Annotated in this window: 12 protein-coding genes; 4 read left to right on the top strand and 8 right to left on the bottom strand. The window is 77.3% G+C overall.

Going from position 1 to position 22,499, the window contains the following annotated elements:
- Positions 1 to 165: 165 nt before the first annotated feature.
- Positions 166 to 1,425 carry a glycoside hydrolase family 6 protein gene (locus GA0070214_RS02440; RefSeq protein WP_377463505.1) on the top strand — a complete coding sequence of 420 codons (1,260 nt, stop codon included), beginning with the start codon at positions 166 to 168 and terminating at the stop codon, positions 1,423 to 1,425.
- A 45-nt stretch (positions 1,426 to 1,470) separates the two neighbouring features.
- Here the strand turns inward: GA0070214_RS02440 and GA0070214_RS02435 are convergent, their stop codons facing one another.
- Both GA0070214_RS02435 and GA0070214_RS02430 read right to left on the bottom strand, forming a co-directional pair.
- A complete protein-coding gene (locus tag GA0070214_RS02435; RefSeq protein ID WP_091258508.1) occupies positions 1,471 to 2,151 on the bottom strand; it encodes a hypothetical protein in 681 nt (226 codons plus the stop codon).
- Positions 2,152 to 2,299: 148 nt separating this feature from the next.
- Positions 2,300 to 3,595 (bottom strand): hypothetical protein, encoded by a 1,296-nt coding sequence (locus tag GA0070214_RS02430; protein WP_091258505.1) that lies wholly within the window; start codon positions 3,593 to 3,595, stop codon positions 2,300 to 2,302.
- A gap of 153 nt (positions 3,596 to 3,748) precedes the next feature.
- On the opposite strand from GA0070214_RS02430, the gene GA0070214_RS02425 reads away from it, so the two are divergent.
- The 3 genes from GA0070214_RS02425 to GA0070214_RS02415 are packed head-to-tail and all read left to right on the top strand — an operon-like array spanning position 3,749 to position 6,648.
- Positions 3,749 to 4,684, top strand: a complete 936-nt coding sequence (locus GA0070214_RS02425) for a diacylglycerol/lipid kinase family protein (protein WP_091258503.1) — start codon at positions 3,749 to 3,751, stop codon at positions 4,682 to 4,684.
- 43 nt (positions 4,685 to 4,727) lie between these two features.
- On the top strand, positions 4,728 to 5,501 hold the full coding sequence (locus GA0070214_RS02420) for a nucleotidyltransferase (protein ID WP_091258502.1): 774 nt from the start codon (positions 4,728 to 4,730) through the stop codon (positions 5,499 to 5,501).
- A gap of 55 nt (positions 5,502 to 5,556) precedes the next feature.
- Complete coding sequence (locus tag GA0070214_RS02415) at positions 5,557 to 6,648, top strand: glycoside hydrolase family 18 protein (RefSeq protein ID WP_244167514.1); 1,092 nt, start codon at positions 5,557 to 5,559, stop codon at positions 6,646 to 6,648.
- Between the two features lie 15 nt (positions 6,649 to 6,663).
- On the opposite strand, the gene GA0070214_RS02410 is transcribed toward GA0070214_RS02415, so the two are convergent.
- The 6 genes from GA0070214_RS02410 to GA0070214_RS02380 form a co-directional block, all read right to left on the bottom strand.
- A complete protein-coding gene (locus tag GA0070214_RS02410) occupies positions 6,664 to 7,521 on the bottom strand; it encodes a peptidoglycan-binding domain-containing protein (protein WP_091258499.1) in 858 nt (285 codons plus the stop codon).
- Between the two features lie 356 nt (positions 7,522 to 7,877).
- Positions 7,878 to 9,506 carry a hypothetical protein gene (locus GA0070214_RS02405; RefSeq protein ID WP_091258497.1) on the bottom strand — a complete coding sequence of 543 codons (1,629 nt, stop codon included), beginning with the start codon at positions 9,504 to 9,506 and terminating at the stop codon, positions 7,878 to 7,880.
- On the bottom strand, positions 9,503 to 11,302 hold the full coding sequence (locus GA0070214_RS02400; RefSeq protein ID WP_091258495.1) for a hypothetical protein: 1,800 nt from the start codon (positions 11,300 to 11,302) through the stop codon (positions 9,503 to 9,505). The genes GA0070214_RS02405 and GA0070214_RS02400 overlap by 4 nt, the downstream gene beginning before the upstream one ends.
- A 41-nt stretch (positions 11,303 to 11,343) precedes the next feature.
- The gene (locus GA0070214_RS31690; RefSeq protein ID WP_167364175.1) at positions 11,344 to 13,185 is read right to left on the bottom strand and encodes a hypothetical protein; all 1,842 of its coding nucleotides are present in this window, start codon (positions 13,183 to 13,185) and stop codon (positions 11,344 to 11,346) included.
- A complete protein-coding gene (locus tag GA0070214_RS31685) occupies positions 13,182 to 17,696 on the bottom strand; it encodes a hypothetical protein (protein ID WP_091258487.1) in 4,515 nt (1,504 codons plus the stop codon). The genes GA0070214_RS31690 and GA0070214_RS31685 overlap by 4 nt, the downstream gene beginning before the upstream one ends.
- Positions 17,693 to 22,498 carry an FG-GAP-like repeat-containing protein gene (locus tag GA0070214_RS02380; protein WP_091258485.1) on the bottom strand — a complete coding sequence of 1,602 codons (4,806 nt, stop codon included), beginning with the start codon at positions 22,496 to 22,498 and terminating at the stop codon, positions 17,693 to 17,695. Before GA0070214_RS02380 ends, GA0070214_RS31685 begins: the two co-directional genes overlap by 4 nt.
- Position 22,499: the final 1 nt, after the last annotated feature.

The raw sequence follows: 22,499 nt of genomic DNA, 5'->3' as shown, positions 1-22,499 counted from the left end.
TAGCGGAGCTGCGGCGACGGCACCGGCCTCCGGCGTCATCCGGTCCGGCGCCGGTCGCCCGGGCCGGCGCGGGACATTGACAGTCGCGGCTGCGCCGGGCACGCTCGGACGAGCTGCGGGAACGCTCCCATCGCCCGTTCCCCCGTCCCCTTCAGGAGCAATGACGTGGCCCTGACTCCCTTCCGGCGGCGCGCCCTGACCGGTGTCGCCGCCGTCGCCGCCACCCTCGCCGCGGCGGTGCCCCTCGCGCCCGCGCCGGCCGGCGCCGAACTCCGCGACGGCGTGCGGTTCTACACGCCCCGGCCCGACCACGGGGCGGTGGCCCAGATCGCCGAACTGACCGCCGCCGGCCAGCACCGGCAGGCCGCCGGCCTGCGCACCATGATCCGGACGCCGCAGGCGGTCTGGGTGACCGGCGGCTCCGCCGCCGCCGTGACCCGGACGGTCAACGCCGAGGTTCGCCGGGCGGCCGGCAAGAAGACCGTGCCCGTGCTCGTGGCCTACAACATCCCGTTCCGCGACTGCGCGCAGTACTCGGCCGGCGGCGCCACCTCCGTGGCCGAGTACGAGCAGTGGATCGACGCCTTCGCCCGGGGCATCGGCGGCCACGAGGTGGCCGTCATGCTGGAGCCCGACGGCCTCGGCATCATCCCCTGGTACACCACGATCAACGGCACCCAGGACTGGTGCCGCCCGGCCGAGGCGGACCCGGCGACGGCCGCCGCCGACCGGTTCGCCATGCTCACCTACGCCGTCGACAAGCTCGCCGCCCTGCCCCGCACGAGCGTCTACCTCGACGGCACGCACAGCGCCTGGCTCGGCGTCGGCGACGCGGCCGACCGGCTGGTCAAGGCCGGCGTGGGCCGGGCCGACGGCTTCTTCCTCAACGTCTCCAACTACGAGACCACCGAACGTCAGCTCAAGTACGGCAACTGGATCGCCAAGTGCGTCCACTACGGCACCGAGGGTCCCGAGTGGGCGCGCGGCCACTTCGAGTGGTGCGCCAGCCAGTACTACCCGGCCGACCCGGCGGACTTCAGCACCTGGGGCCGCACCGACGCCTGGTACGCCGAGAACGTCGGCGACGTGCCGGCCGACCGGCTGGCCCACTTCGTGGTGGACACCAGCCGCAACGGGCAGGGGCCGTGGACCCCGCCGGCCGGGACGACCTGGCCGGACCCGCAGACCTGGTGCAACCCGCCGGACCGGGGGCTGGGCCTGCGTCCCACCACGGCCACCGGTGACCCGCTCGCGGACGCGTTCCTCTGGGTGAAGACGCCCGGCCAGTCCGACGGGCAGTGCGACCGGGGCACCGGCACCGGTCGGGACCCGGCGCGTGGCGGCATCGCCGATCCGGCCGCCGGCGCGTGGTTCGACGAGCAGGCCCTCGAACTGGTGCGGTACGCCAACCCGCCGCTGCGGTGAGCCGACCCGGGCCGGGGCGGTCTCCCGCCCCGGCCCGGATCCTGGTCAGCGCAGGGCCCACCCGGTGGCCCGGCCGTTGCGGGTCGGGCTGCTGAGCCGGCGCACCGGCCAGCGCCCGTTGCCGCCGGACCGGCCCGCCCAGAACGGCGAGAGCCGCCACATCGGGTGGGTGGTGGTGTCGCCCGGTGCCGCGAAGGCCTCCCGGTCGGCGTACCCGTGCCGGCGGAACAGGTCCCGGTCGGTCTCGGTGAACGCCTCCGCGTACGTCGGCAGGCTCAGCGTGTCCATCCACCGCTGCGCCCCGGCGAGCACCGTGGCGGCGCGGCGGGCGGCCGCCGGGCCGGGCGCGGCGAGCAGCGCGAGGTGGTTGTGCGCCTCCGCCGGCCGCCGGGCCGCGAGCGCCTCGTCGAGCCGCAGGAAGCGCTCCTCGTCGGGGCCGGCGGCCGCGGCCAGGCGGTCGGCGTACCGGGTCGGCGGCGGGATGGGCCGGTAGCGGTGGAACCAGACGGTCGCCGCCGTGCCGTCGTGCAGCAGGAACGCGTCGCCGAAGAGCATCGCGTGTTCGGTCCAGATCCGGGCCACGGCCGCCAGCACGGCGGTGCGGCGCTGCGTGTCGGGGACGAGCCACGCCGCGAGGGCGGTGGGGGAGAGGGCTTCGGCGACGAGATCGGCGATCCGGCCGATGTCGCACCATCGGGCCCGGACGACGGGTGTGGCTGTGCTCATGAAAACTCCTGGTGACCAGGGCGATCGCGTAGGTGAAAGGGCGCCGGGAGCGGTCCTGGGCTCGGCGCTGGCCGAGAGCGGCCGTGCAGCTGTCGCGGGATGGAGGCCGGGGCGCCGTGCGCGCCGGCGGGTTGCTACCGCGGGCCGGTCAGGCGGGCCGGGTGCCCGGGCGGGGCCAGCGCGACGACGGCGCCGGGTCGTCGGCCGGGCCGGTGCGGTGGCCGGCCAGCGTGGGCGGGTTCCAGGGGGTGGTGGCGCCGGCGACGGCCGCCTCGGTGTGGCCGGTGCCCGGCGACCCGGCCACCCCGTTGCCCGACGGGGCCGGCCGGACCGGGATCCGGTCCAGGTCCGAGCGGGACGGGCGCGGGCGGGAGGACTCGCCCGAGTCGGCCTGACCCGGCCGGGCGGCGCGGGAGGCGCCCCAAGGAGCGCTGGTGGCCGGGCCCGCGTCCGGCGCGGCGGCGTGCTCGGCGGCGGGGGCCGGAACCTCGGGAGCGTCGGCCGGCCCGGTCGGGGCCGGACGATCGGCGGGGCCGGCAGCTGGTGGCGAGGTGCCGGGTGGCTCGCCGGGCTTGCCCGGTGGGTCGGTGGCGGGCGGTGGCGTGGTCACCGGACCCGTGGGCGGGTGCAGCAGGTCGCTCACCGGCGTCAGCGGCGCAAGGACCGGATCCAGCGGCCGGCGCACCGGCTCCACGGCTCGCCACACGGGGGACAGAGCCGGGCCGAGCGGCCGGGTGACCGGGGCGAGCACGCCGGCCACCGGGGCGAGCACACGGTCCCGCACCGGGTCGGTGACCGGCCGCAGCCCGCCGGCGACGGGCGCGAGCACGGCGTCGCGCAGCGGGTCGGTGACCGGCCGGAGTGCCCCGGCCACCGGGTCGAGCAGCCGCGCGCGGACCGGAGTCAGGGCCTTGTCGAGCCCGCCGCCGCCAGCTCGCCGCTCCGGCGCGGTCGCGGCGCGCCGTGGATCGGCCGATCGCCGCGTGTCGTCGCGGCCCGCCGCACCGGACCGCCGACCGTCGTGGCCGGCATCCGGCGCGGATCGCCGGCCGTCGGGGCGGGCGTCCGGCGCGGGCCGCCGGTCGGCCGGTCGCCGTCCGCCGTCGCGGACCGATCCGGGCCGGGTGGCGGGAGCGGCGGTGCGGCCCGCCGGCCGGGTGGCGACCGGCTGGCCCGCCGGTGCGTCGGCGCGGCCTGGAACGGGTCGGGCGCCGGCCGTGGGCGGCGGCGCGGCGGACGGTGGCGTCACCGCGTCGACGACGGGGCTCAGCGAGGCGGTGAGCAGGTCGACGACGGCGGTGAGCGGGGCGGCCGGCGGGCGCTCGGCCGCGTGCGCGGCGCTGCCGGAGGCGGCCTCGTGGACGGCCCAGACCGCCGCGACCCCGCCGAGCAGCAGGCCGAGACGCAGCGTGACCCGCGTCAGCCGTCCGCCGCGTCGAGTCATCCCGGGCACCCCTCCGATCACCGGGCAGCGCCGACGATCGCCCGTACTCTACCGAACGAGGTCGGTCGATCACAGTACGCCGCTGATCCGAATCGGGCGCGTCGCCGGGCCGGCAGGCGTGGGAGAGCCGGCCGGGGGGTACCAACGGGAGCCATGAGCACGAGCACGGCCGACCGCCCCACCACCGACACCGGCGTGCCGCCGACCGGCGTGGTCGCGGTCGTCGCCCACCGGAAGAAGACCTTCGGCGGCGGTCTCGACGAGCTGCGCGCCGGCCTGGTCGCCGCCGGGGTCGAGCGGCTCCTCTGGTACGAGGTGCCGAAGAGCCGCAAGGCGCCGAAGAAGGTCCGCAAGGCGCTCGGCAAGGGCGCCGAGCTGGTCCTGGTCTGGGGCGGTGACGGCATGGTGCAGCGCTGCGCCGACGCCCTGGCCGGATCGGACGTGCCCATGGGCATCCTGCCCGCCGGCACCGCCAACCTCTTCGCCACCAACCTCGGCATCCCCGCCGACCTGCCCGAGGCGCTCCGGACCGCCCTGCGCGGCCGGCGGCGCGAGCTGGACCTGGGCCGGCTCAACGGGGAGCACTTCGCGGTGATGGCCGGCGCGGGGTTCGACGGCGACCTGATCCGCGACGCCGACCGCAAGCTCAAGGGCAGGCTCGGCCGGATCGCGTACGTCTGGACCGGGCTGCGGCACGTCCGCGGCGAGTGCGTACGGACCCGGATCCGGGTCGACGGCGCGGACTGGTTCGACGGCGAGGCGAGCTGCGTGCTCTTCGGCAACGTCGGCACCATCACCGGCGGCATCCCCGCCTTCGACGACGCCCGCCCCGACGACGGCGCGCTGGAGATCGGCGTCTCCACCGCCAGCGGGGCCGTGGACTGGGCCCGCACGCTCGGCCGGATGGCCGCCGGCCGCTCCGACGAGTCGCCGTTCGTCCGGATCACCCGGGGGCGGAAGGTCATGGTCCGCTTCGCCGAGCCGAAGACGTACGAGCTGGACGGCGGCGCGCGGGGCACGGCGAAGAAGCTCAAGGTGAAGGTGGTCCCGCGCGCCCTGACCGTCTGCTGCCCCGACCCGCCGGACTGACCCCGGCACGCGGCGCCGCGGCACCGACCGGCAGGATGCCGGCATGGACGACGACGTGCGCCGCTACCTCGACGAGCTGGTCGGGCGGGCCCGGGCCGTGCTCGGTGACGACCTGGTCGGCGCGTACGCGGCCGGCTCGGTGGGGCTGGGCGTCTACCAGCCGGGGCGCAGCGACGTGGACGTGGCCCTCGTGGTCGCCCGGCCGGTCGACGGGCCGGCGAAGCGGGCGCTGGTGGACCGGCTGCGGCACGAGGCGCTGCCCTGCCCGGCGCGGGGTCTCGAACTCGTGGTCTACCGGCGGGACGTGGCCGCCTCCGGCACCCCCGAGCCGGGCTTCGAGGTCGAGCTGAACACGGGCGCCACCATGCCGTTCCGGGCCACCTACGACCCGGCCGACCGGCCCGCCGCCGACGGGCGGTTCTGGTACGCGCTGGACCGCAGCATCCTGCGCCAGTCGGGGCTGGCCCTGCTCGGCCCGCCCGCCGCCGAGGTCTTCGCCGACCCGGGGCCGGCGGAGCTGCGGCGGCTGCTGGTCGAGGCGCTGCGGTGGTGGCTGACGCTGCCCACCCCGCCCGGCGACGCTCCCGCCCCCGGCGCCGAGGACGCGGTGCTCGGCGCCTGCCGCGCGCTGGTCCGCTGCCGCGACGGCGTCTGGCTGGGCAAGGTGGACGCCGGACGGCGGATCGAGGCCGACGACCCGGACGGCGAGCTGATCCGCCGGTCGATCGCGGCGCGGCGGGGCGGCCTTCCGCCGGCCGGCCCGGAGGCCCGCGCCTTCCAACAACGGGTGCTGGACCGGATCGCCGCAACGCATTGACGCAGGTCGTCGCCCTACTGTAAACAAGGCGTACTGAACAGTCGGGGAGGTCCCCATGCGACGCTCGGTACTCCTGGCCGCGTTCCTGCTCGTCCTCGGCACCACGGGCCCGGCCGTCGCGGCGCCCCCGCCCGCGCCGCTGGCCGCCACCCCCGTCCAGGTCTACGGCGCCTGGCACTGCGGCGACGACTTCTGCACCTGGGGCACGGCCCGCACGGTGGCCCAGTTCGACAGCCAGAACCACTGGCTGGTCGACCGCGGCGACGGCCGGCCCTCGGTCAACCTCGTGGTGCTGAGCTTCGTCAACCCGCTCGACCTGCTGCACCAGACCACCGACGCCACCACCCTCGACGGGGTGCCGCGCGGCATGACCAGCGAGATCGTGCAGTACTTCACGACCCGGGGCGTCCGGGTGATGCTCTCCATCGGCGGCATCACCTACACCGACGACTGGGACACGGCGCTCGCGGAGAACCCCACCCTGCTCGGGCAACGGGCCGCCGCGGCGGCCACCCGGCTCGGCGTCGGCATCGAGATCGACTACGAGCAGAACACCGACCCGAACCTGGCCGGCCTCCAGTCCTTCATCGACGCCTACCGGGCCGTCCACCCCTACGACGCCACCGGCGCCCGCCCGCCGGCCCGCCTCACCATCGACGTGGCCGCCGGCGACCGCTGGCTGATCGACCTCAACCGCAAGGCCACCGCCGACTGGCTGCGCACCGACGCCCCGGTGCTCGACTACGCCAACGCCATGGTCACCGCCCGGCCCGTCGCCGCCGGCACCGCCCAGGCGAACTGGCAGGAGCACGTCGACGGCAAGGCGCAGTACAGCCCGCCCGTGCCCCCGCTCGCCCCGGCCAAGTTCACCGGCGCGGTCTACCTCGCCTACGGCGGCAAGCCGCTGCCCGAGTGCGTCGACTACGCCACCTCGGTGCAGAAGGCCGCCGCCCCGTACGTGCAGAGCGTCGCGCCGCACGGCGCGGGCAGCACGGCCGGCATGCTGGGCTTCATGTTCTGGGCCGCGGAACGCCCCGCCACCCGGGGCATCGGCACCGTGCCGCCGAACACCTGCGAGAGAGGCGCGGGCGCGGGGGCCACCGCGCTCGCCGTGCCGGTGCCGATGCCGGCCCTGCGGCAGGGCTGACCGGGTCCCGCCCGGTCAGTAGGTGATCCGCACGCCCATCTGCCCCCAGGTGAGCCGGCCGACGACGCCGTCGTCGTCGAGCCCGCGCATCCGCTGGTACCAGCGGACCCCGGCCTCGGTGGAGGCGTCGAAGTCGACCTCGGCCGGGCCGCACCGGCGGGTGCCGATGAACCGCTTGACGAACGCCACGTCCTCGCCGGTGCTGCCCCGCTTCAGCGTGCGGCACCCGGGCGCCCGTCCCGGCTGCGGCTGCGGCCGGGCGGTGGCCTGCCGCAGGGCGGCCAGGGTGGCCGGGCCGACGATCCCGTCCACGGTCAGCTTCCGGGCCTGCTGGAACACGCGGACCCAGGCCGCCGTGCGCGGGCCGAAGGCGCCGTCGACGGTGAGCCGGGCGTTCAGGCGGTTGGCCAGGGTCTGCAACTCCCGGACGTCGCTGCCCCGGCACCCGTTCTTGAGCGCCCGGTCACCCAGGCGGGTCGCCGCCGCGGTGGCGATGCCCCAGGCCCGGTGGCTGTCCTCCAGGGACCGCTGGTGGCTGACGCTGACGTGCAGGTGCTTCTGGTGCGGGTTGCTGCCCGTGTAGCGGGCGGGGGTGAACCCGCGGGTCCGGCTCCAGATCGTCCGGTTCCAGATCACGTACTGGCAGGACGGGTGGGTGATGGCGTGCCGCACCACCAGCAGCGGGTCGATGCCGTCGACGTCCACGTCGAGGGCGTTGACCGAGGCGTCGTCGCCGTCCGGGTTGTGGTCCGAGCGGCGCGCCTGGTGCGCGGCGTCGCCGATCCAGCCGTCCGAGCTGTGGTCCCGGTGCGGCCACCGGGTGTTGATCTCGTCGCGCAGCACCCGCAGCACGGGTGCCAGGTGGGCGCTCACGTCACTGCTCCTCGTCCGCGGCGAGGTCGAACTCGATCTCGTCGCCGATCAGGGCCTCCGGGTCGTCGTCCTCCTCGAAGACGGTCACCTGGTAGTCGGGGTCGATGGTCGAGGTGTCCATCGCGGTGCCTCCGCTTCCTGCTCGGGCCGGCGTCGCGCGGCGGCGCGAACTCGCCGGCGGGGTCTGCGTCCACTGTCGAAACCCCACGTCACCTGGGGCAACACCTGAGTCGGCTATCAGCGCCACACCGATCCGGGCGGCTGCCGCGCCCCGCCGATCGTGCGAGCCGCCCGCCGATCGGGCGGCCGGCCCGAGGACGGGCGTAGCCGGCCGCTCCGCCGCCCGGGCCGCCCGCTCACCCGGTCGGACGAGCCGCCAGGTCCGCCAGCGCGGCCCGGAGCGCGGCGGTCAGCTCCTCGCCGGGGACCCCGGAGGCGTGCGCCGGCAACGCGGCGAGCACCCGCGCCGCCACCGCGTCGGCGAGCGCGTCGACCTCGCCCGGGTCACGCGGGAGCCCGGTGGGGGCGTCGCCCGCCGGGCGCGGCTCGGGCAGCCGGGCCACCGCCGCCCGGACCGGGGCCGGGTCGGCGGCCTGCCGGGCCACGGTCTCGCCGATGACCCGTACGGCCTGCACGATCTCGTTGAGCACGCCGAGCGTGGACATGCCCTTCGGGATGCCGCCGCCGACGTACTGCCAGGGCAGCGCGCGCAGTTGGAGCGCCACCGCCGGGTCCTTGATCAGCGCCAGGAACCGGGTGGCGTCGGACCCGGTCTCCGCGACCAGACCCCACGGGCGCTGGTCCCGCTCGGCCGCCTCGGTGGACCGGATACCGAGGTGCAGGCGGTCCTTGCCGGGGTCGGCCCCGGCGTACGGTCGCCGGGTCCAGCCGTCGTCGGCGCGGGCCGTGGTGCCCGCGTGGATCCAGTGCGCCGCCGACGGGTGGCTCTGGAACGCGGCCAGCAGCGCCGCGGTGTCCACGCCGGTGACGTCGACGTCGAGCGCGTCGACCGCGTCCCGGGCGTTCGGCCGGTGGTCGGCGTGGTGGGCCGAGTCGACAACGGTGCGGGTGGCGCCCGGCCAGCGCCGGGTCAGCTCGGCGCGCAGCGTCTCCAGGGCCGGGGCGAGCCGGCGGGGCGCGGCCGCCTCGGCGGCGATCAGCTCCCGCAGCGCCTGCTGCTCGGTCTTCCGCTCGGTGAGGTCGCCCTCGTCCCGGTGGTAGTGCGACCAGACCTGGCAGCCGTTCGCCTTCGCCCAGGCGTGCATCCGCCGGTACCACGCGGCGCAGCGGCTGCCGTCGGCGTCCAGGTCGGCCGGGTAGCCGCCCGCCGTGGTGATCCGCGGGTGGTCGATCTCGGCGATGCCCCACGGCTTCCCGGTCGCCCGGGACAGCTCCAGCATGATCGCCAGGGCGGAGGCGGGCTCCTCGTAGGTGGCCGGGCGGAACGGGTTGCGGGCCGTCGGGTCGTACGGGTACCAGTCGGCGAGCACCAGGTCCACGGCGCCGGCCTCGTGTTCGGGCCACCAGGTGCGCCAGTCGTTGACCCGGCGTCCGGCGGCGTCGACCCGGCGTACCCACTGCAGGGTCCAGCAGACCGCGAGCCGCAACCGGCCGTCGTGCCGGGCCGGATGGTCGCCCACCTGCTTGCGGGTCCGGGTCCACGAGGCGCGGAACGCGGCCGGGGCCGGGTCGCCGCCGGTCTGCTGCTCCGGCTCGTGGTGCGGCACCAGGATCAGCCGGCCGGTGCGGCCGGTGGCCTGCCAGGCGGCGACGAACGCGGCGGCGTCCACCTCCGGATCCTTGTGCGACACGATCACGTCGGCGTCGGCGGGCGCCTGGGCCAACCGCTGCCGCATGTCGGTCCACGCCGCCGCGGGCAGCCCGTCGCCCGGCCCGAAGAAGATCCGCACGCAACTCGTCCCCGGGTAGGTGCCGACCATCGCGGTCACGGTGCGGGTGCCCGGGCACCAGCCGGTCGGCATCATGCCGGCACCTCCACGGCGAGCGGCTCCAGGTCGGCGCGGATCGCGGTGACCTGCCAGCAGAAGGCGTGCGAGGCGGGGGAGCCGTCGACCGTGCGGACCCGGAACGCCCCGTCCCGGACCCGGCCGGCGGCCAGCGCCGAGACCGGCTCGTCGTCCTCGAAGACCGGGGTGAGCTGCACGGTCCGCCCCTCCGCCCGGGTCAGCGCCTCGAAGTACGCGGGCAGCTCCACCGTGGCCGTGCCGTTCTCCAGGCGGCCCTCACCCCGGTAGTAGACGCCGTTCTCCGGCCCCTCCAACGCGGCGTGGATGAGCTGCCGGCGCTGCGTGGCGTCCGGCGCGTCCAGCGGGTGGTCGATGGCGAACTGCTTCGACTTGCCCTTGATGACGCCGGTGCCGGCGTTGAGGCTGATCGTGTAGCCGCTGGCCTCGCTGTTGCCGAGGTAGATGGCGCCGGAGGCGAACAGGTCGAAGGTGCTGATGCCGCCGCCGCTCCACGACGCCAGCGGCGGCGTGGCCGGGCCGACGACCATCTTGCCGGTGACCCGCATGTCGCCGCCGAAGGAGCTGCGGTTCTCGACGAACAGGCAGCCGCTGTCGGCGCCACCGACGCCGCCGAAGCCGATGTGCACGCCGGCGGCGTTGAGCAGGTACAGCCGTTCCGGGCCGCCGATGTGCAGTCGGGTGCCGCCGTTGATCCAGGTCCAGTTCGGCATGTTCAGGTTCCCGGCGACCGTCAGCACGCCCCCGACGCTCAGGTCGCCGTTGCCGCTGCCGTCCTTGACGACGCTGACCCCGCCGGTGGCCCGCAGGCCGAGGGCGCCCTCGGCGACCACCGACAGACCGCCGCGCCCGCGCAGGGTGGCCGCCTTCAGTTCCCTGACCGCCAGGTCGGCGTACGGCTTGCTGTTTTCGGTGTAGGCCAGGTTCGGGCCGTCGGCGCTGCGGTCGACCAGCTCGAAGCCCTTGCCGGCGCGGAACGAGAACTGGGCGTGCTGCACGCCCGGCCCCCAGAAGCCGAGCGCGCTGACCACCTGCCCGGGGCTGACGTTGGCGCCCTCCAGGCTGCCCAGGTGCAGCATTCCGCCACCGATGCGCAGCCGGTCCGCGCCGTACTGGGTGAACGCGATCAGGTCGTCCGGGTCGTTGTTGTTGGCGATCCGCAGGATCGTGTTCTCCCCGCTGTACGGCCAGTAACGGACGTACGCCTCGTCGCCGGCGCCGCCGCCCGGGTCGGTGGGGAACGTGATGCCGGCCTGCGACCCGGCGCCCACGGCCGGCACGATCGCGCCCACCGGCACCCGCAACCCGGCGACCTGCCGGCCGGTGCCCTGCACGGTGACCGTCCCGCCGGTGCGGGTCACCTTGCCGAGCAGCACCGCGTGCGCCGTGTCGGTGGGTGCGGTCGCGCTGACCTTGACCAGCCCCTCCTCGGTCCACCGGGTCTCCGCGGCCACGCCGCCCTCGTCGCGCCGGTCGGTCAGGAACTCGTGGTACTCGATCCAGACGAAGAACGTGCCGTCGCCGGGCAGCGTGGTGCGCCGGTTGTCCGGCAGCACGATCACGTTGCCGTCGCCGTCGATCGCCACGCCCTGTACGACCGTCACGTCGCTGCCGGTGGCGGTGAGGTCGAGGCCGCTGACCACGCCCGTCGGGCGCAGCAGCCGGGCGGCCAGGTTCTGCCGGGCCAGCAGGTAGTCCAGCGCCTGGGTGAGGTCGTCGGCGCGCAGGTATTCGTAGTCGTAGTACCGGGGCCGCGCCATCGGCAGCGGCAGGTCCTTCTTCCAGATGATCGTCATGAGCAGTTCTCCGCTGTCTGTGTCGGTCGCGGGCGGGATGGTCAGCGCGGTTGGACGGTGTCGTAGCGCAGGCCGCTGGAGACCTCGCCCGCGCCGCCGTGCCGGGTACGGCCGAGCCAGAGGTGCACCGACCCGTCGGCCCACCGGGCCAGCTGCCAGCGGCGCAGCAGCCGGCTGCCGGCGCGGGGCACCTCCTCCTCGGGGAAGGCCAGCTCGACGAGGTGGCCGTCCCGCTCGCGCCAGTCGAGCAGCCGGCTGTGGCCGGTCACCGCGACCGGCGCGCCGTCCCGGTTCGGCTGTTGCAGGGGAACCCGGCGCAGCCGGACCACGTCGGGGCGGTCCTGCGTGGGGCCGGGCAGCAGCGGCACCCAGTTCTCCGGCACCGTGGTGGCGAAGGCGTACGACAGCGCGGGCACGTCCGCGTCGGGGTCGGCCGGCGGGCGCGGCGGCACGGCGGCCCGGCCCACCTGGGCGGTCCGGTCGATCGGCCGGCCGGTGGCGCCGGTGACCGTCCGCTCGATGGCCCAGGCCAGGTTGGCCGTCTCGTCCCGGCCGAGCCGGACCTCCTCCACGGGCGCCGAGTCCAGGGTGGCGGCCGCGGTGGCCGGCAGGACGAGCACGTCGGCCGCCCCGCCACCGGTCGCCCCGGCCGGGCGGAACAGGGCCACGCCCTCGGGGGCGGCCGGCACCAGCGTCTGGGTGCCGAAGGTGTCGGTGACCAGCAGCGAGCGCACCCGGGTGGCCGAGCCGACCGGCAGCTCGAGCGGGAGCAGGAAGTGGTCGTTGGCGTAGACCAGGCCGTACTCCAGCACGAACATGCGGGCCAGGTCGCCCGCGCCGGCGCCGATGCCGGCCAGGTTGACCCGGGCGTCCTCCAGCTCCCAGAACCGGGTGGACGGCATGCCGGCGTACGCGACCGGGGTCGGCAGCAGCACCTTCACGACGTCCTGGACGGCCGGACGGGCCTCCAGCGTGGTGCCCGGCTCGTGGTCGAAGTGGTACCAGTCCAGCCGGTTCCCGTCGTACTCGTGGGCGGTGAGGACCAGTTCGGCCCGCCCGTCGTGCGCGGCGACGGCCGCCTCGTGCTCCAGCCGCTCCCGCAGCCACGCCGGCCCCTCCAGCCCGGGGGTGCTGTACAGCGGCGTGAAGTCGGCCGGCGGCCACGGCGGCGCGGCCGGCCGGGTAGCGCCGGGCGCCAGCACGGCGGGCAGCTGCAGCAGGTAGCCGGGGCGGGGACCGGCGGGCCGCGCGGGGACGCCCAGCCAGGCGTACCAGTCGGCGACGGCGCGGTCCACGGCGGTGGCGAGCGCCGCCGGCACCGCGACCTCGCGGGCGAACCGCCCCTCGGCGCAGGCCCGCAGCGCGAGGTCGCCGTGCGGCACCCGGCCGGCGGCGATGCGCAGGTAGCCGACGGTCTCCGGGTCGGCCGCCGAGGCGCCGTCGGGCGGTGTCGCCGGCACCGGGTACGCCGCGCACACCCGGCCGGCCAGCTCGCCGGCTCCGGCGGCGGCCAGCAGCCGCAGCAGTTGCTGGCCGCTCTCCACGGCGTGGCGCAGGTCCCCGGCGGTCGCCGCGGGCTCCCGCTCCACCAGCGCCTCCCACGGCACCCCGGCGGGCAGCCCCACAGCACCGGCGTACGGGCCGGGCCGGTAGCGGGTGAACCGGGCGACCTCGGCGTGCACCCGGGCCGTGACCGGGGAACCGGCGTCCTCCCCGGTGAACTCGCCGAGCTGCCACTGCCGGGCGAGCAGCCAGAGCGGGTCGGCGATCCGGGCGTCCACGGCCGGCGCCAGGTCGGCCCGGCGGGTCCGCGGCTCCAGCCGGGTCCAGGTGGTCACCGAGGGAGCCTCGGTGACCGTGCGCGGCTCCTCGACGGTGGTCATCGGTTGGCCTCCTGTCCGCCCTGCGGGGTCAGCGTCGCGTCCGGCACGAAGTCGGTGGTGGTCGTCGTCTCGGCCACGTTGGTGGGGAGGTAGAGCGCGGGCAGGAACTGCCCGGCCGCGCCGAGCGAGTCGAGGTCGACGGCCCGGGCCAGCGCCAGGTCCAGCGCCTCGTCCAGCACCTGGACGAGGCCCGCCGGCTGCCAGGTCGTCGCGTTCTGCGGGGCCAGGCCGAGCAGCACGGCCTGCGGGGCGGCCGCGCCGGGCGCGTCGTACTCGAACGTGAGCCCGGTCTGCACCTTCTCGGCCGGCACCACCTCGGTCCACTCGTCGACCACGACGCCCTGCACGGGGCGGGCCGGGTCGATCCCGCCGGGGGCGACCACCACGAGCGACAGCGGCTCGGCGCCGGCCCTCGGCGCCGCCTCGCCGACCCAGCGGTCACCCGAGGTGTACGGCAGTTGCGCCACCGTGACCGTGGCGGGCACCTTCACGACGCCCCCGGCGTCCAGCGCGTCGGCGCTGGTGAGCACCTCCTGCAGCCGGCCGACGGCGGGGCGGACCCGGCCGTAGCGGGACAGCCAGCGGCGTACCGGATGGGGTGACCCGCCCTGGAGCGCGTCGCTGGCGGCCAGGGCGGTGGCGAGCCGGGCCGGCTCCGGCGCGAGCGCCTTGGGCAGCACCGGCAGGTCCGGGCCGAGCAGGGCGCGCAGCCGGGCGATCTGGGCCTCAAGGCGGCGGGTCGGCGGGACGTCGGGCCGGTCGAAGTCGGTGGCCGGGTCGCAGGTGCAGCCGCCGGGCGGGCAGGGGACGCGGTCGTGCAGGTCGGCGACGACCCGGCAGTGCGCGGCGAGCCGGCGGTCCAGCTCGAACCGGGCGGCGGCCGCGGTGTCCGCGACGGCGCCCGCCGCGCCCGGCCGGGCGGGCGGGGGCACCGCGCCGACGACGCCGAGGCCCGCGGCCACGGTGAGCAGGGTCCGCGCTGCCGCCTCGTCCCAGCCGGCCGCGTCGGGCGCCGGCAGCGCGGCCAGCCCGGCGACCGCCTGCCGGGCCGCCTGCCAGGTCTCGTCGGCCTGCGCCTTGGTGGTGGCGTCCATCTGGGGCGGGACCGACGGGTCGTCGCCGAGGTCCGCGGCGGCCGCCGGACGGGACCGGCCGAACAGGTCGCGCAGCACGGTGACCGCGTGCAGGAACTCGGCGAGGCTGACCCGCTCCAGCGGCCAGCCGGGATCCCGGTCGTAGTCCAGTTCGAGGGTCCAGTCGTCGCCGACGTCGGCCGGGCGCAGCGGGCCCCAGGCGTCCAGCGCGATCCGCCGGTCCAGCTCGGCGTCGTCGGGCCGGCCGGGGTGCGGCGGCGCGGCCAGCAGGTCCACCGCGGGAATCTGCATCCGGTCCAGGCTGGCCGGCCGCCAGACGGTGGCGGTGACCCCGTCCGGAGCGTGCCACCGGTAGCGCCAGAACACCCGGAAGGAGGGCGGCAGCAGCATGCTGGCGAGGGCGTCCAGGGCGGCGCCGGCGAGCCGCGGGTGGTGGCCGCGGGCGGCCGGCCAGTCCTGGCGGAGCCGGTCGAAGCGGGTGTCCACGTTGACCAGCAGCAGCACCCGGTGGGTCAGTGCCGTCCCGGTCGCGGGGGTGCGGGTGACGTGCAGCTCGGGTGGGTTGGTGGCGGCGCCGGAGGCGGCGTCCACGGCCGCGGCGGCCCGGTTCGCGTCGCCCAGGGCGAGCTGGTGCACGCTCTCGGCGAGCAGGGTGTCGGAGACCGCGTCGACCGCGTCGGCCAGGTCGGCGAGCACGTCCCGGACGGCGGCGCGTTCGCCGGCCGGCCGGGCAGCCAGCCAGCCGTCGAGCCCGCCGGCGGTGTGCAGCCGGTGCAGCTCCAGGCCGTCCACGGTGGCCGTCGACTCGACGGTGACCGCGACCCGGGTGCGGCCGTCGTCGGCGGGGTCCACCCGGTGCGCGCGGACCGGGGCGAGCCGGCGCAGCACCGGCAGCAGCTGGTCCCACGGGCCGGCGGGGTGGTCGTGCAGGCCGCGCTCGAAGCGGTAGCCGAGCAGCGCCCCGAGGCTCTGCCCAGCGCGGACGCCGTCGAGGAGCTGTTCGGCGAGGCGGACCCGGCGGGAGGAGAGTTCCACCGCGAGGGCCTTGTCACCGCCGTGGCTGCGCGACGCGCTGCGCAGCACCGCGGCGGTCACCGCCTGCGCGGGGGAGGGCGCGTGCACGTGGCCGGCCCCGGCGGGGGCGAGCGGCAGGGTCGGCGGGGCCACCGACTCCGGGATGTCCGCCGGCCGGGCCACCATGGCCGGCTTGCCGGCCGGCGTCAGGTCGACCACCCAGCCGTAGCCGCCGACGTGCACGCCGGGTGCCGGGCCGGCGGCCACCTGGGCGAGCCGGCGGGTGGCCAGCGAGGTGATCCAGGCGTCCAGGCGGTGGCTGGCCAGCCCGAGCGTGCCGGCCACGTGCCGGTGCAGGCCGGCGGCGGGCAGGCCGTCGTCGAGGGCGTCGCGCAGCCCTGTCAGCGCGGTGCGGAAGTCCCGCAGGTCGGCGGTCGCCCGCACCTGCCGCGGGTCCGCCGAGGTGCCGGCCAGGTAGGCGCCGACGGTCTGGTCGGTGCCGGGCACCGGCAGGGCGAGCCGCCGGCGCAGCACGGGGGTGCGCTCGCGCGGGCGGATGTCGACCAGTTCCGGCTCGGGCAGCTCCGCCGCGCCGGGCAGGTTCGCCTCGGCGGCGAAGGCGTCCGCGGCGGCCGAGTGCTCGGCGATCAGGGCGGCCCGCAGCAGCCGGTGGAACAGCGGCACCGGCCCGTCACCGGGTGCGGCGGGCACCTGGTCGCCGCGCAGCCCGACCGCGGCCAGCGCGTCCAGGTACGCCCGCACCCGCCCGGCCCGGGGCGCGCCCGGCCCGTCCAGCAGCGGGGTGCCCAGCGCGTACGCCTGCTTCGCGAAGACGGCCAGGGACAGCCGCGGGTCCGTGGGTCCGCCCAGCCCGAGCGCGGCGAGCAGGTCGCGGGCCGGTTCGACCACCTGCTCCCGCCAGTCCGGGCCGAGGCCCAGCCGGGCGAAGCGCCACAGCCAGCTCACGTACTCGTTGCCGAGCATGCTGCGGGCCCGCACCTCCAGCACCCGGGCGTCGGTGCCGAGGATCTCCAGCAGGGTGGCCTCCGGGTCGGCCAGGCCGGGCACGATGCGCGGCACCGGGGAGGCGAGCCAGACCTTGCGCCACAGGTTGGTGAGCAGCGCGACGGCCTTCGCCTCGCCCGGACCGGCCGGCTGCCAGTCCCGCAGGCTGGCCACCGGCAGCAGCCCGTACGGCTGCCGGCCGATCCGCAGCGTCGGCAGCGGGCCCTCGGCGTGGACGTGCTCCACGAAGTGCGCGCGGACCGCGGCCCGCTCGGCCGGGGTGGCCACCGGCAGCAGGTGGCGCAGCAGGCTCCCGAAGCTGGCGGGCCAGAGCAGCCGGCGGACCAGCCGCCCGGCGGGCCGCTCGACGGCGGTGGCGCCGCCGCCGCGGGCCAGTCCGGTGGGCGCGCCGGCGCGGGCCGGGGCCCGGCGGGCCGCGGCGAGGGCGTCGTCCGGCGCGGCGGTCAGCGGGACGCCGAGCGCGGCGGCGGCCAGCGCGGCGGCCGCCTCGGGCGCGGCGGCCCCGGCGGCGCTGTCCGCGGTGGACACGGCCCCGGCGGTCGGCGCGGCGGCCGGCGCGTCCGTGCCGGTGTTGTTGGTCGGGCTGTCGGGCGCGAGGAAGGCCAGCCCGTCGGTGGCGGCGTGCGCCTCCAGCAGCCGGGCCAGCGCGCGGGCCGAGCCGGCCGGGCCGGTGGCGGCGTCGAGGCCGAACACCACGAGCCGCTCGATCCGCTCCGGCACGCCCTTGGCGTCCAGCGGCACGGTCACGGTGAACGCCATGCCGGCGGCCTTGGCGGCGGCGAAGTCGACCGTCCAGCGCATCCCGCCGTCGATCGGCAGCGCCTCGTCCGAGGGATCGATGGTGCCGGCCGCGGCGGCGGGCACCGGGCTGGGGCCGACCGCCAGGTCTCGGGTCACCGGGTCGGACGTGCCGCTGAAAAGCGTGCCGCCGGCGGTGCGGCCGACCGCGTACCACTGGGTGGGCAGCAGCCGGGCCCGGGCCGGCTCGCACCAGGGGCCGGTGCGGGTCAGCGGGTCGGGGAAGACCCCGCCGACGGGTTCGAGGACCCGGGCGATCCAGCCGGCCCGGGGCGCGCCGAAGCGGCGGACGAGGTCGGTCCAGGCCGCCTCGTCCGGGGTCCCGGTCGGCCCGTCCGGCAGCCCGTCCCCCCAGTACGCCCGGCCGGCCGTGATCTCCTCGGCGGTCAGCCCGGGCTCGTGGTCGTCCACGTGGATCTGGTCCGGGTAGACCCGGATCTTCAGGGTGGCGCCGGCGAACCGGGTCTCCAGGCGCACCGGCAGCAGGACGGCCGGGGCGGCGGCGGTCAGCGTCCACGGGGTTCCGGTCAGCGCGCCGGACAGCGGCGGCCGGTCGGCGGCGTACGTCGAGGTGCTCATGACTGGCTCTCCGGCGTCGGTAGCAGGTCACTGGCGTGGCGGGCCAGGAGGACGGGGCGTTGCAGCACCGCGCGGGCGGTGTCGGCGGCGTTGCGGCCCTGCCGGGCGGCGAACACCACCGCGTCCGGCGGCGGCGGGTCGCCGGTGAGGTCCACCCCGAAGCGGGGCGCGGCGGGCTGCTCGCGGAGCACGAAGAAGTGCCCGGCCGCGCCGTCGGCCTTGCGGTTCGCCCCACGGGCCACCTCGGCGGTGTACGGGAAGCCGAACAGGAGCAGGTCGGGGGAGAGCCAGGCGTTGAAGATGGGCAGCACGTCCGGCCCGGTCGGGGTGCGCTCCTCGGGGCCGGTCCAGGTGGCCGCCCGCATGGTGACCACGGTGGAGGGGTAGCGGCGTAGCAGTTCCCCGCGGATGACCAGCACCAGCGACTGCTCGCCGGGCGCGCCGACAGCGGTGAGGTGACTGCCGAGCGGCCCGTTGCGCCAGGCCTCGTCGGTCAGCGGCGGGATGTCGGTCAGCGGCGCGCCCGCGGACACCGCGCCCCGGACGTCCCAGAACTGCCGGAACCAGGTCTGCCTCGGGTCGGCGGGGAACTCCCGCCACAACATCTCCCGGCTCATCTCGTGGTTGAGCCCGACCAGGAACGCCTCGATGAAGCGCGGGTTGGCGGCCAGCGCGGTCATCGTCTCCGGCGCGACGGCCGGCAGGTTCGGCACCACGTGCTCCTGGGACAGCCCGCGCAGCAGCTCGTAGGCGGGCACGTCGAAGGTGACCCCGGCGAGCAGCCGGCGCAGCGGGTCGCCGCTGTCCGGCAGCGCGTCGACCAGGTCACCGTCGCCGAGGGTGAGCCCGGCCAGCACCTCGCCGGCCACGGCGGTCTCCGGGCGGACCGTCTCGCGGACCGCCGCGGCGGCGCCGTCCAGCGCCACCGGGGCCGGGTGGTGGTCGCGGGCCAGCGCCTGGGCCGGGGCGAGCCGGCCCTGGTGGTTGGCGGCCGCGGCCATGAAGTCGTCGCCCATCTTCGCCCGGTCGGCGACCAGGTCGGCGCGCAGGTCCGCGATGGTGACCGCGCAGCCCCGGGCGCCCGCGTCGGCGGCGCCGGTCGCCGTGAGGGCGGCGGTCCAGCTCACCGGGACACCGTCCGGGTCGAGGTCGAAGGCGGCCCGCCAGGTGAGGGTGGCGCCCTTGCGCCGGGCCACCACGAGGTCGGGACGGCGGGTGCCCGTGATGTCGGCGACCGCCACGCCGGCCCCGTCCGCGGTCGCGAAGGCCGCCTCGTCCGGCACCGGCCGCGCGGCGGTCCACCCGCCGACGACGCGGCCCCGCCGGTTGACGCCCTTCCCGGTGAGGTAGCGGGCCACCGGCGCGCCGCCCACCGCACCGGTGGCGAAGACCAGCAGGTCGGGGGTCTGGTCGCCGGTCAGGTCGACCACGTCGACGCCGACCGCGTTGACGTTGCCGAGCTGCATCGGGGTGGGCAGCGAGTCGGTCCAGCCGTCGGCGACCGCGCCGGTCTCGTCCAGCCGCCAGCCGATCCGGTAGAACACCGTGTTGTCGGTGCGGCCGGCGCGGTTCACCGCGTAGGCGACGATCAGCTCGGGCCGGCCGTCGCCGTCCAGGTCGGCCAGGGCCACGTCGAGCCCGGCGGTCTCGGCGCTGACCGGGTCGGGCAGCTCGAACGGGCCGGTCCAGCCGCCGGCCGCCGCCCCGTTCGCGTCCGCCTCGCGGCCGATCCAGTAGGCGATCCGGGCGGTGCCGGCCGTCGTGCCGGGCAGCAGGGCCGCGGTGACCAGGGTGGGCCGGGCGGTCGGCAGCACCGCGCCCAGGGTGGTGGCGGTGGCCCGGGCGACCGCCGGGACGGCCGGCCCGTCCACCGCGGCGGTCAGCGCCGGCTCGCGGACCGCGCCGTCCTCGGCGAGGCTGTGCGCGACCTGGGTACGCGGCCGGCTGCCGGCGCCCTGGGTGACGGTGTGGGTGAAGACCAGCGAGGACAGCAGCCCCACCTTCGGGGCGAACCGCACGTGCGCCGGGGCGGGCGCGTCGGCGGGTCCGCTGCCGCGCGGGTCGGCCGGGGTGCCGTGGTCGACCCAGGCGGTCGGCGCCGGGTAGCCCCAGCGCCACGAGGTGAGCCGGCCGTCCGCCGTGATCGCGAACAGCTCGCCGTTGCGCGAGTCGCCGACCAGCGGCCCGGGCCGGTGCGCGCCGAACCCGCCGGGCGGCACCTGCGTGGTCTCGGTGCGCCACGCCCAGAGGTAGCGCTCCTGGATGTCGTGGTACCAGAGGTAGCGGGTCATCAGGCGGACATCGGCGGAGTTGGCGGTGCTGGCGGCGAGCGTCACGATCGCCAGCTCCTCCTCGTTGCCGAACGGCGCCGCCTCCTGCGCCAGCGACACCACCCGGCGGCCGTCGGGTGCCGGGTCGTGCAGGTACGTCGACCCGTCGGAGAACAGCGACACCAGCCGGCCGTCCGGCGTGACGTACTCGATCCCGTACTGCCGGTTGGGGTAGAGGTGCTCGGCGGCCGGGGAGCCCCAGGTGGCCGGGCCGGTGAACCCCCGCCACTGCCCGTTGTGGGCGAACAGCCGGTTGCTGCTGGTGGCGACCAGCACGCCGACGAAGGACGGCCGGGGTGTGCCCCAGAGCCGTTCGTTGCCGCCGACCGGGGTGCCCAGCGAGGTCCAGGAGCGGGCGGTCGGGTCGAACCGCCACAGGGCGGTGTCGCCGCCGAGCACGTAGATCAGTCCGCCGCCGGCCGCCGGGCGGCTGTGCACGCCGCCGGCCGGTGCGCCGCAGTCCGCCCACACCCACCGGTCCCCGTCCCAGCTCCGCTCGAACAGCCGGCTGTCGTGGGTCCGCACGTACACCCGGCCGGGGGCCAGGACGGCGCCGGAGGTGGCGACCGCGGTGCCGGGCGGGGCGCCGTGGTCCCGCCACACCCAGCGGTCCGGGCCGAGCCGGCGCCGCTCGAACAGCCGGCCGTCGGCCGCGCCGACGAAGAACCGGTCCCCGGTGAGCAGGTCACCGCCGTTGGTGACCACCCGGGTGACCGGGTCGTCGGCGGCCAGCGCGGTGGCCGGGGCGGCGAGGGCGCGCACGCCGGTGCCGCCGGTGTGCCACCACGGGTTCGCGGCGGCCGCCTCGATCACCGCCCGGGTCAGGTCGCCCACCCCGCGCCCGTCGCTGACCAGCGTGTCGAGCACGGCGCCGCCCGCCGGCACCCGGGCGGCCGGGACCGCGCTGGCGCCGCCGGCCAGCCGGGTCAGCGCCGCCGCCCCGTCGGTGTCGACCCGCCGGGCGAGCGGACCGCGCGGGCGCAGCAGCCGGCGCACCGACGCGGAGGTGGCCGCCGCCGCGCCCGGGTTGCCGGCGAGGCGCCGGTCCAGCGGCTCGGCGGCGTCGGCCGCCAGCCCCGGCTGCGGCACCTCGACCAGGTCGTGCACCGGCCGGGTGAGGGCGACCAGCCGGTCGTCGCCGACCGTGGCGCCGGGCGCGTCCGGGTCGACCCGGCGGGCGTACAGGGCCTCGGCGGTGTCGCGGGCGGCCTGGCCGCGGCGCAACTGCTCGTTGGCCTCGCGGATCTCGGCGGCCCGCTGCCAGGCCGCCGCCGCCAGGTCCTCCTGGTGCCGCTGCACGACCTGGGTGCCGAGCGCGGCGGCGGCGCGGTGCCGCGGGTCCAGGTTCAGGCCGGCCAGCCAGCGCGGTTCCGCGCCGGGCGCGGGAAGCTGGGTCTCCTGGCTGTGCAGGTCGCCGTAGAGCGGCGGGGTGAGCCGGTCGGCGGAGTGCCGCAGCAGCCCGGTCAGGGCGCCCTGCCAGGCGGTGCGGACGTCGTCGGCCCAGGCGGTCGGGGTCATCGCGGGCGAGGCCAGCGCGCCCTCGAAGCCGAGCACCGAGCGGCCCTCGACGCCCTCCTGCGCCTGCGCCGGCAGGCCGCCGCCGGGCGCGGCGATGTCCACCGGCTGCCGGCCGACGTCCGCCGGCAGCGGCCGGGCCCGCAGCCGGCGCGCGAGGGACTCGAAGTCGCCGTCGGGCCCGGTGCGGAACGTCCAGTGGTGGTAGACGGGCAGCAGCACGGCGTCGTCCGGGCCGGGGTGCGCCGACCCGGGTCCCCAGGCCGGGGCGAGGGGACCGCTGTCCGCCACGGGCTCGCCGAGTCCGGCCCGCACGCCCGCCTCGAACGCCGGGACCACGGCGGCCAGGTACTCGGCGCCCGCGGCGAGCCGGCGGGGGCAGACCAGCCGGGACAGGGTCCGCTCCGGCGCGGTGGCGATCACCGCGGCGACGTCCTCGTCCTCGGTGATGACCAGCACCTGGGCGTGCGCCCAGGCCCACGACTCGGCCAGCGCCGGCAGCTGGCGGACGGTGGTGGCCAGCCGGGGCAGCGCCTGACCGGCCTCGGTGCGCAGCTCGCCGCCCCCGTCCACGGGCACGACGACCAGCACCAGCCAGGGGCGCAGCCCGCCGTTGGCGTCCGGCCGAGCCGGGGTGTAGAGCCAGGGCAGGTCGGGGCGGTCGAACTCGACGGCCGCGAACATCGACACCTCGACGTTCTCCGCGCCCGGTGCCGGGAAGCTGCGGATCACCTCGTCGGGGTCGACGCCGACGACGTCGCCGGGGCCGTGCAGCAGCGCTGTCGAGGTGCCGGTGATCTCCCGGGTCGCCCCGGTCGCGGTCTCGGTGCCCAGCGCGGTGACGGTCAGGTCGACCGCGGCGCGGGCCCGGGGGAGGGCCCCGGCGAGCGGGTCCGTGTCGGCGACCACGCGGGCGACGCCGTCGCGTACCCAGGGCAGGAAACGCAGGCCACCCATG

It is taken from the genome of Micromonospora chaiyaphumensis, from assembly GCF_900091435.1.
Classification (GTDB): Bacteria; Actinomycetota; Actinomycetes; order Mycobacteriales; family Micromonosporaceae; genus Micromonospora; species Micromonospora chaiyaphumensis.
Note: the sequence above shows the minus strand (reverse complement) of the source record. Positions and strands in the feature narration are given on the sequence as shown.

Bases quoted from the DNA above. Each gene is read 5' to 3' on its own strand.
- GA0070214_RS02435 (WP_091258508.1), bottom strand. From the start codon at position 2,151: ATGAGCACAGCCACACCCGTCGTCCGGGCCCGATGGTGCGACATCGGC.
- GA0070214_RS02430 (WP_091258505.1), bottom strand. From the start codon at position 3,595: ATGACTCGACGCGGCGGACGGCTGACGCGGGTCACGCTGCGTCTCGGC.
- GA0070214_RS02425 (WP_091258503.1), top strand. From the start codon at position 3,749: ATGAGCACGAGCACGGCCGACCGCCCCACCACCGACACCGGCGTGCCG.
- GA0070214_RS02420 (WP_091258502.1), top strand. From the start codon at position 4,728: ATGGACGACGACGTGCGCCGCTACCTCGACGAGCTGGTCGGGCGGGCC.
- GA0070214_RS02415 (WP_244167514.1), top strand. From the start codon at position 5,557: ATGCGACGCTCGGTACTCCTGGCCGCGTTCCTGCTCGTCCTCGGCACC.
- GA0070214_RS02405 (WP_091258497.1), bottom strand. From the start codon at position 9,506: ATGATGCCGACCGGCTGGTGCCCGGGCACCCGCACCGTGACCGCGATG.
- GA0070214_RS02400 (WP_091258495.1), bottom strand. From the start codon at position 11,302: ATGACGATCATCTGGAAGAAGGACCTGCCGCTGCCGATGGCGCGGCCC.
- GA0070214_RS31690 (WP_167364175.1), bottom strand. From the start codon at position 13,185: ATGACCACCGTCGAGGAGCCGCGCACGGTCACCGAGGCTCCCTCGGTG.
- GA0070214_RS31685 (WP_091258487.1), bottom strand. From the start codon at position 17,696: ATGAGCACCTCGACGTACGCCGCCGACCGGCCGCCGCTGTCCGGCGCG.
- GA0070214_RS02380 (WP_091258485.1), bottom strand. From the start codon at position 22,498: ATGGGTGGCCTGCGTTTCCTGCCCTGGGTACGCGACGGCGTCGCCCGC.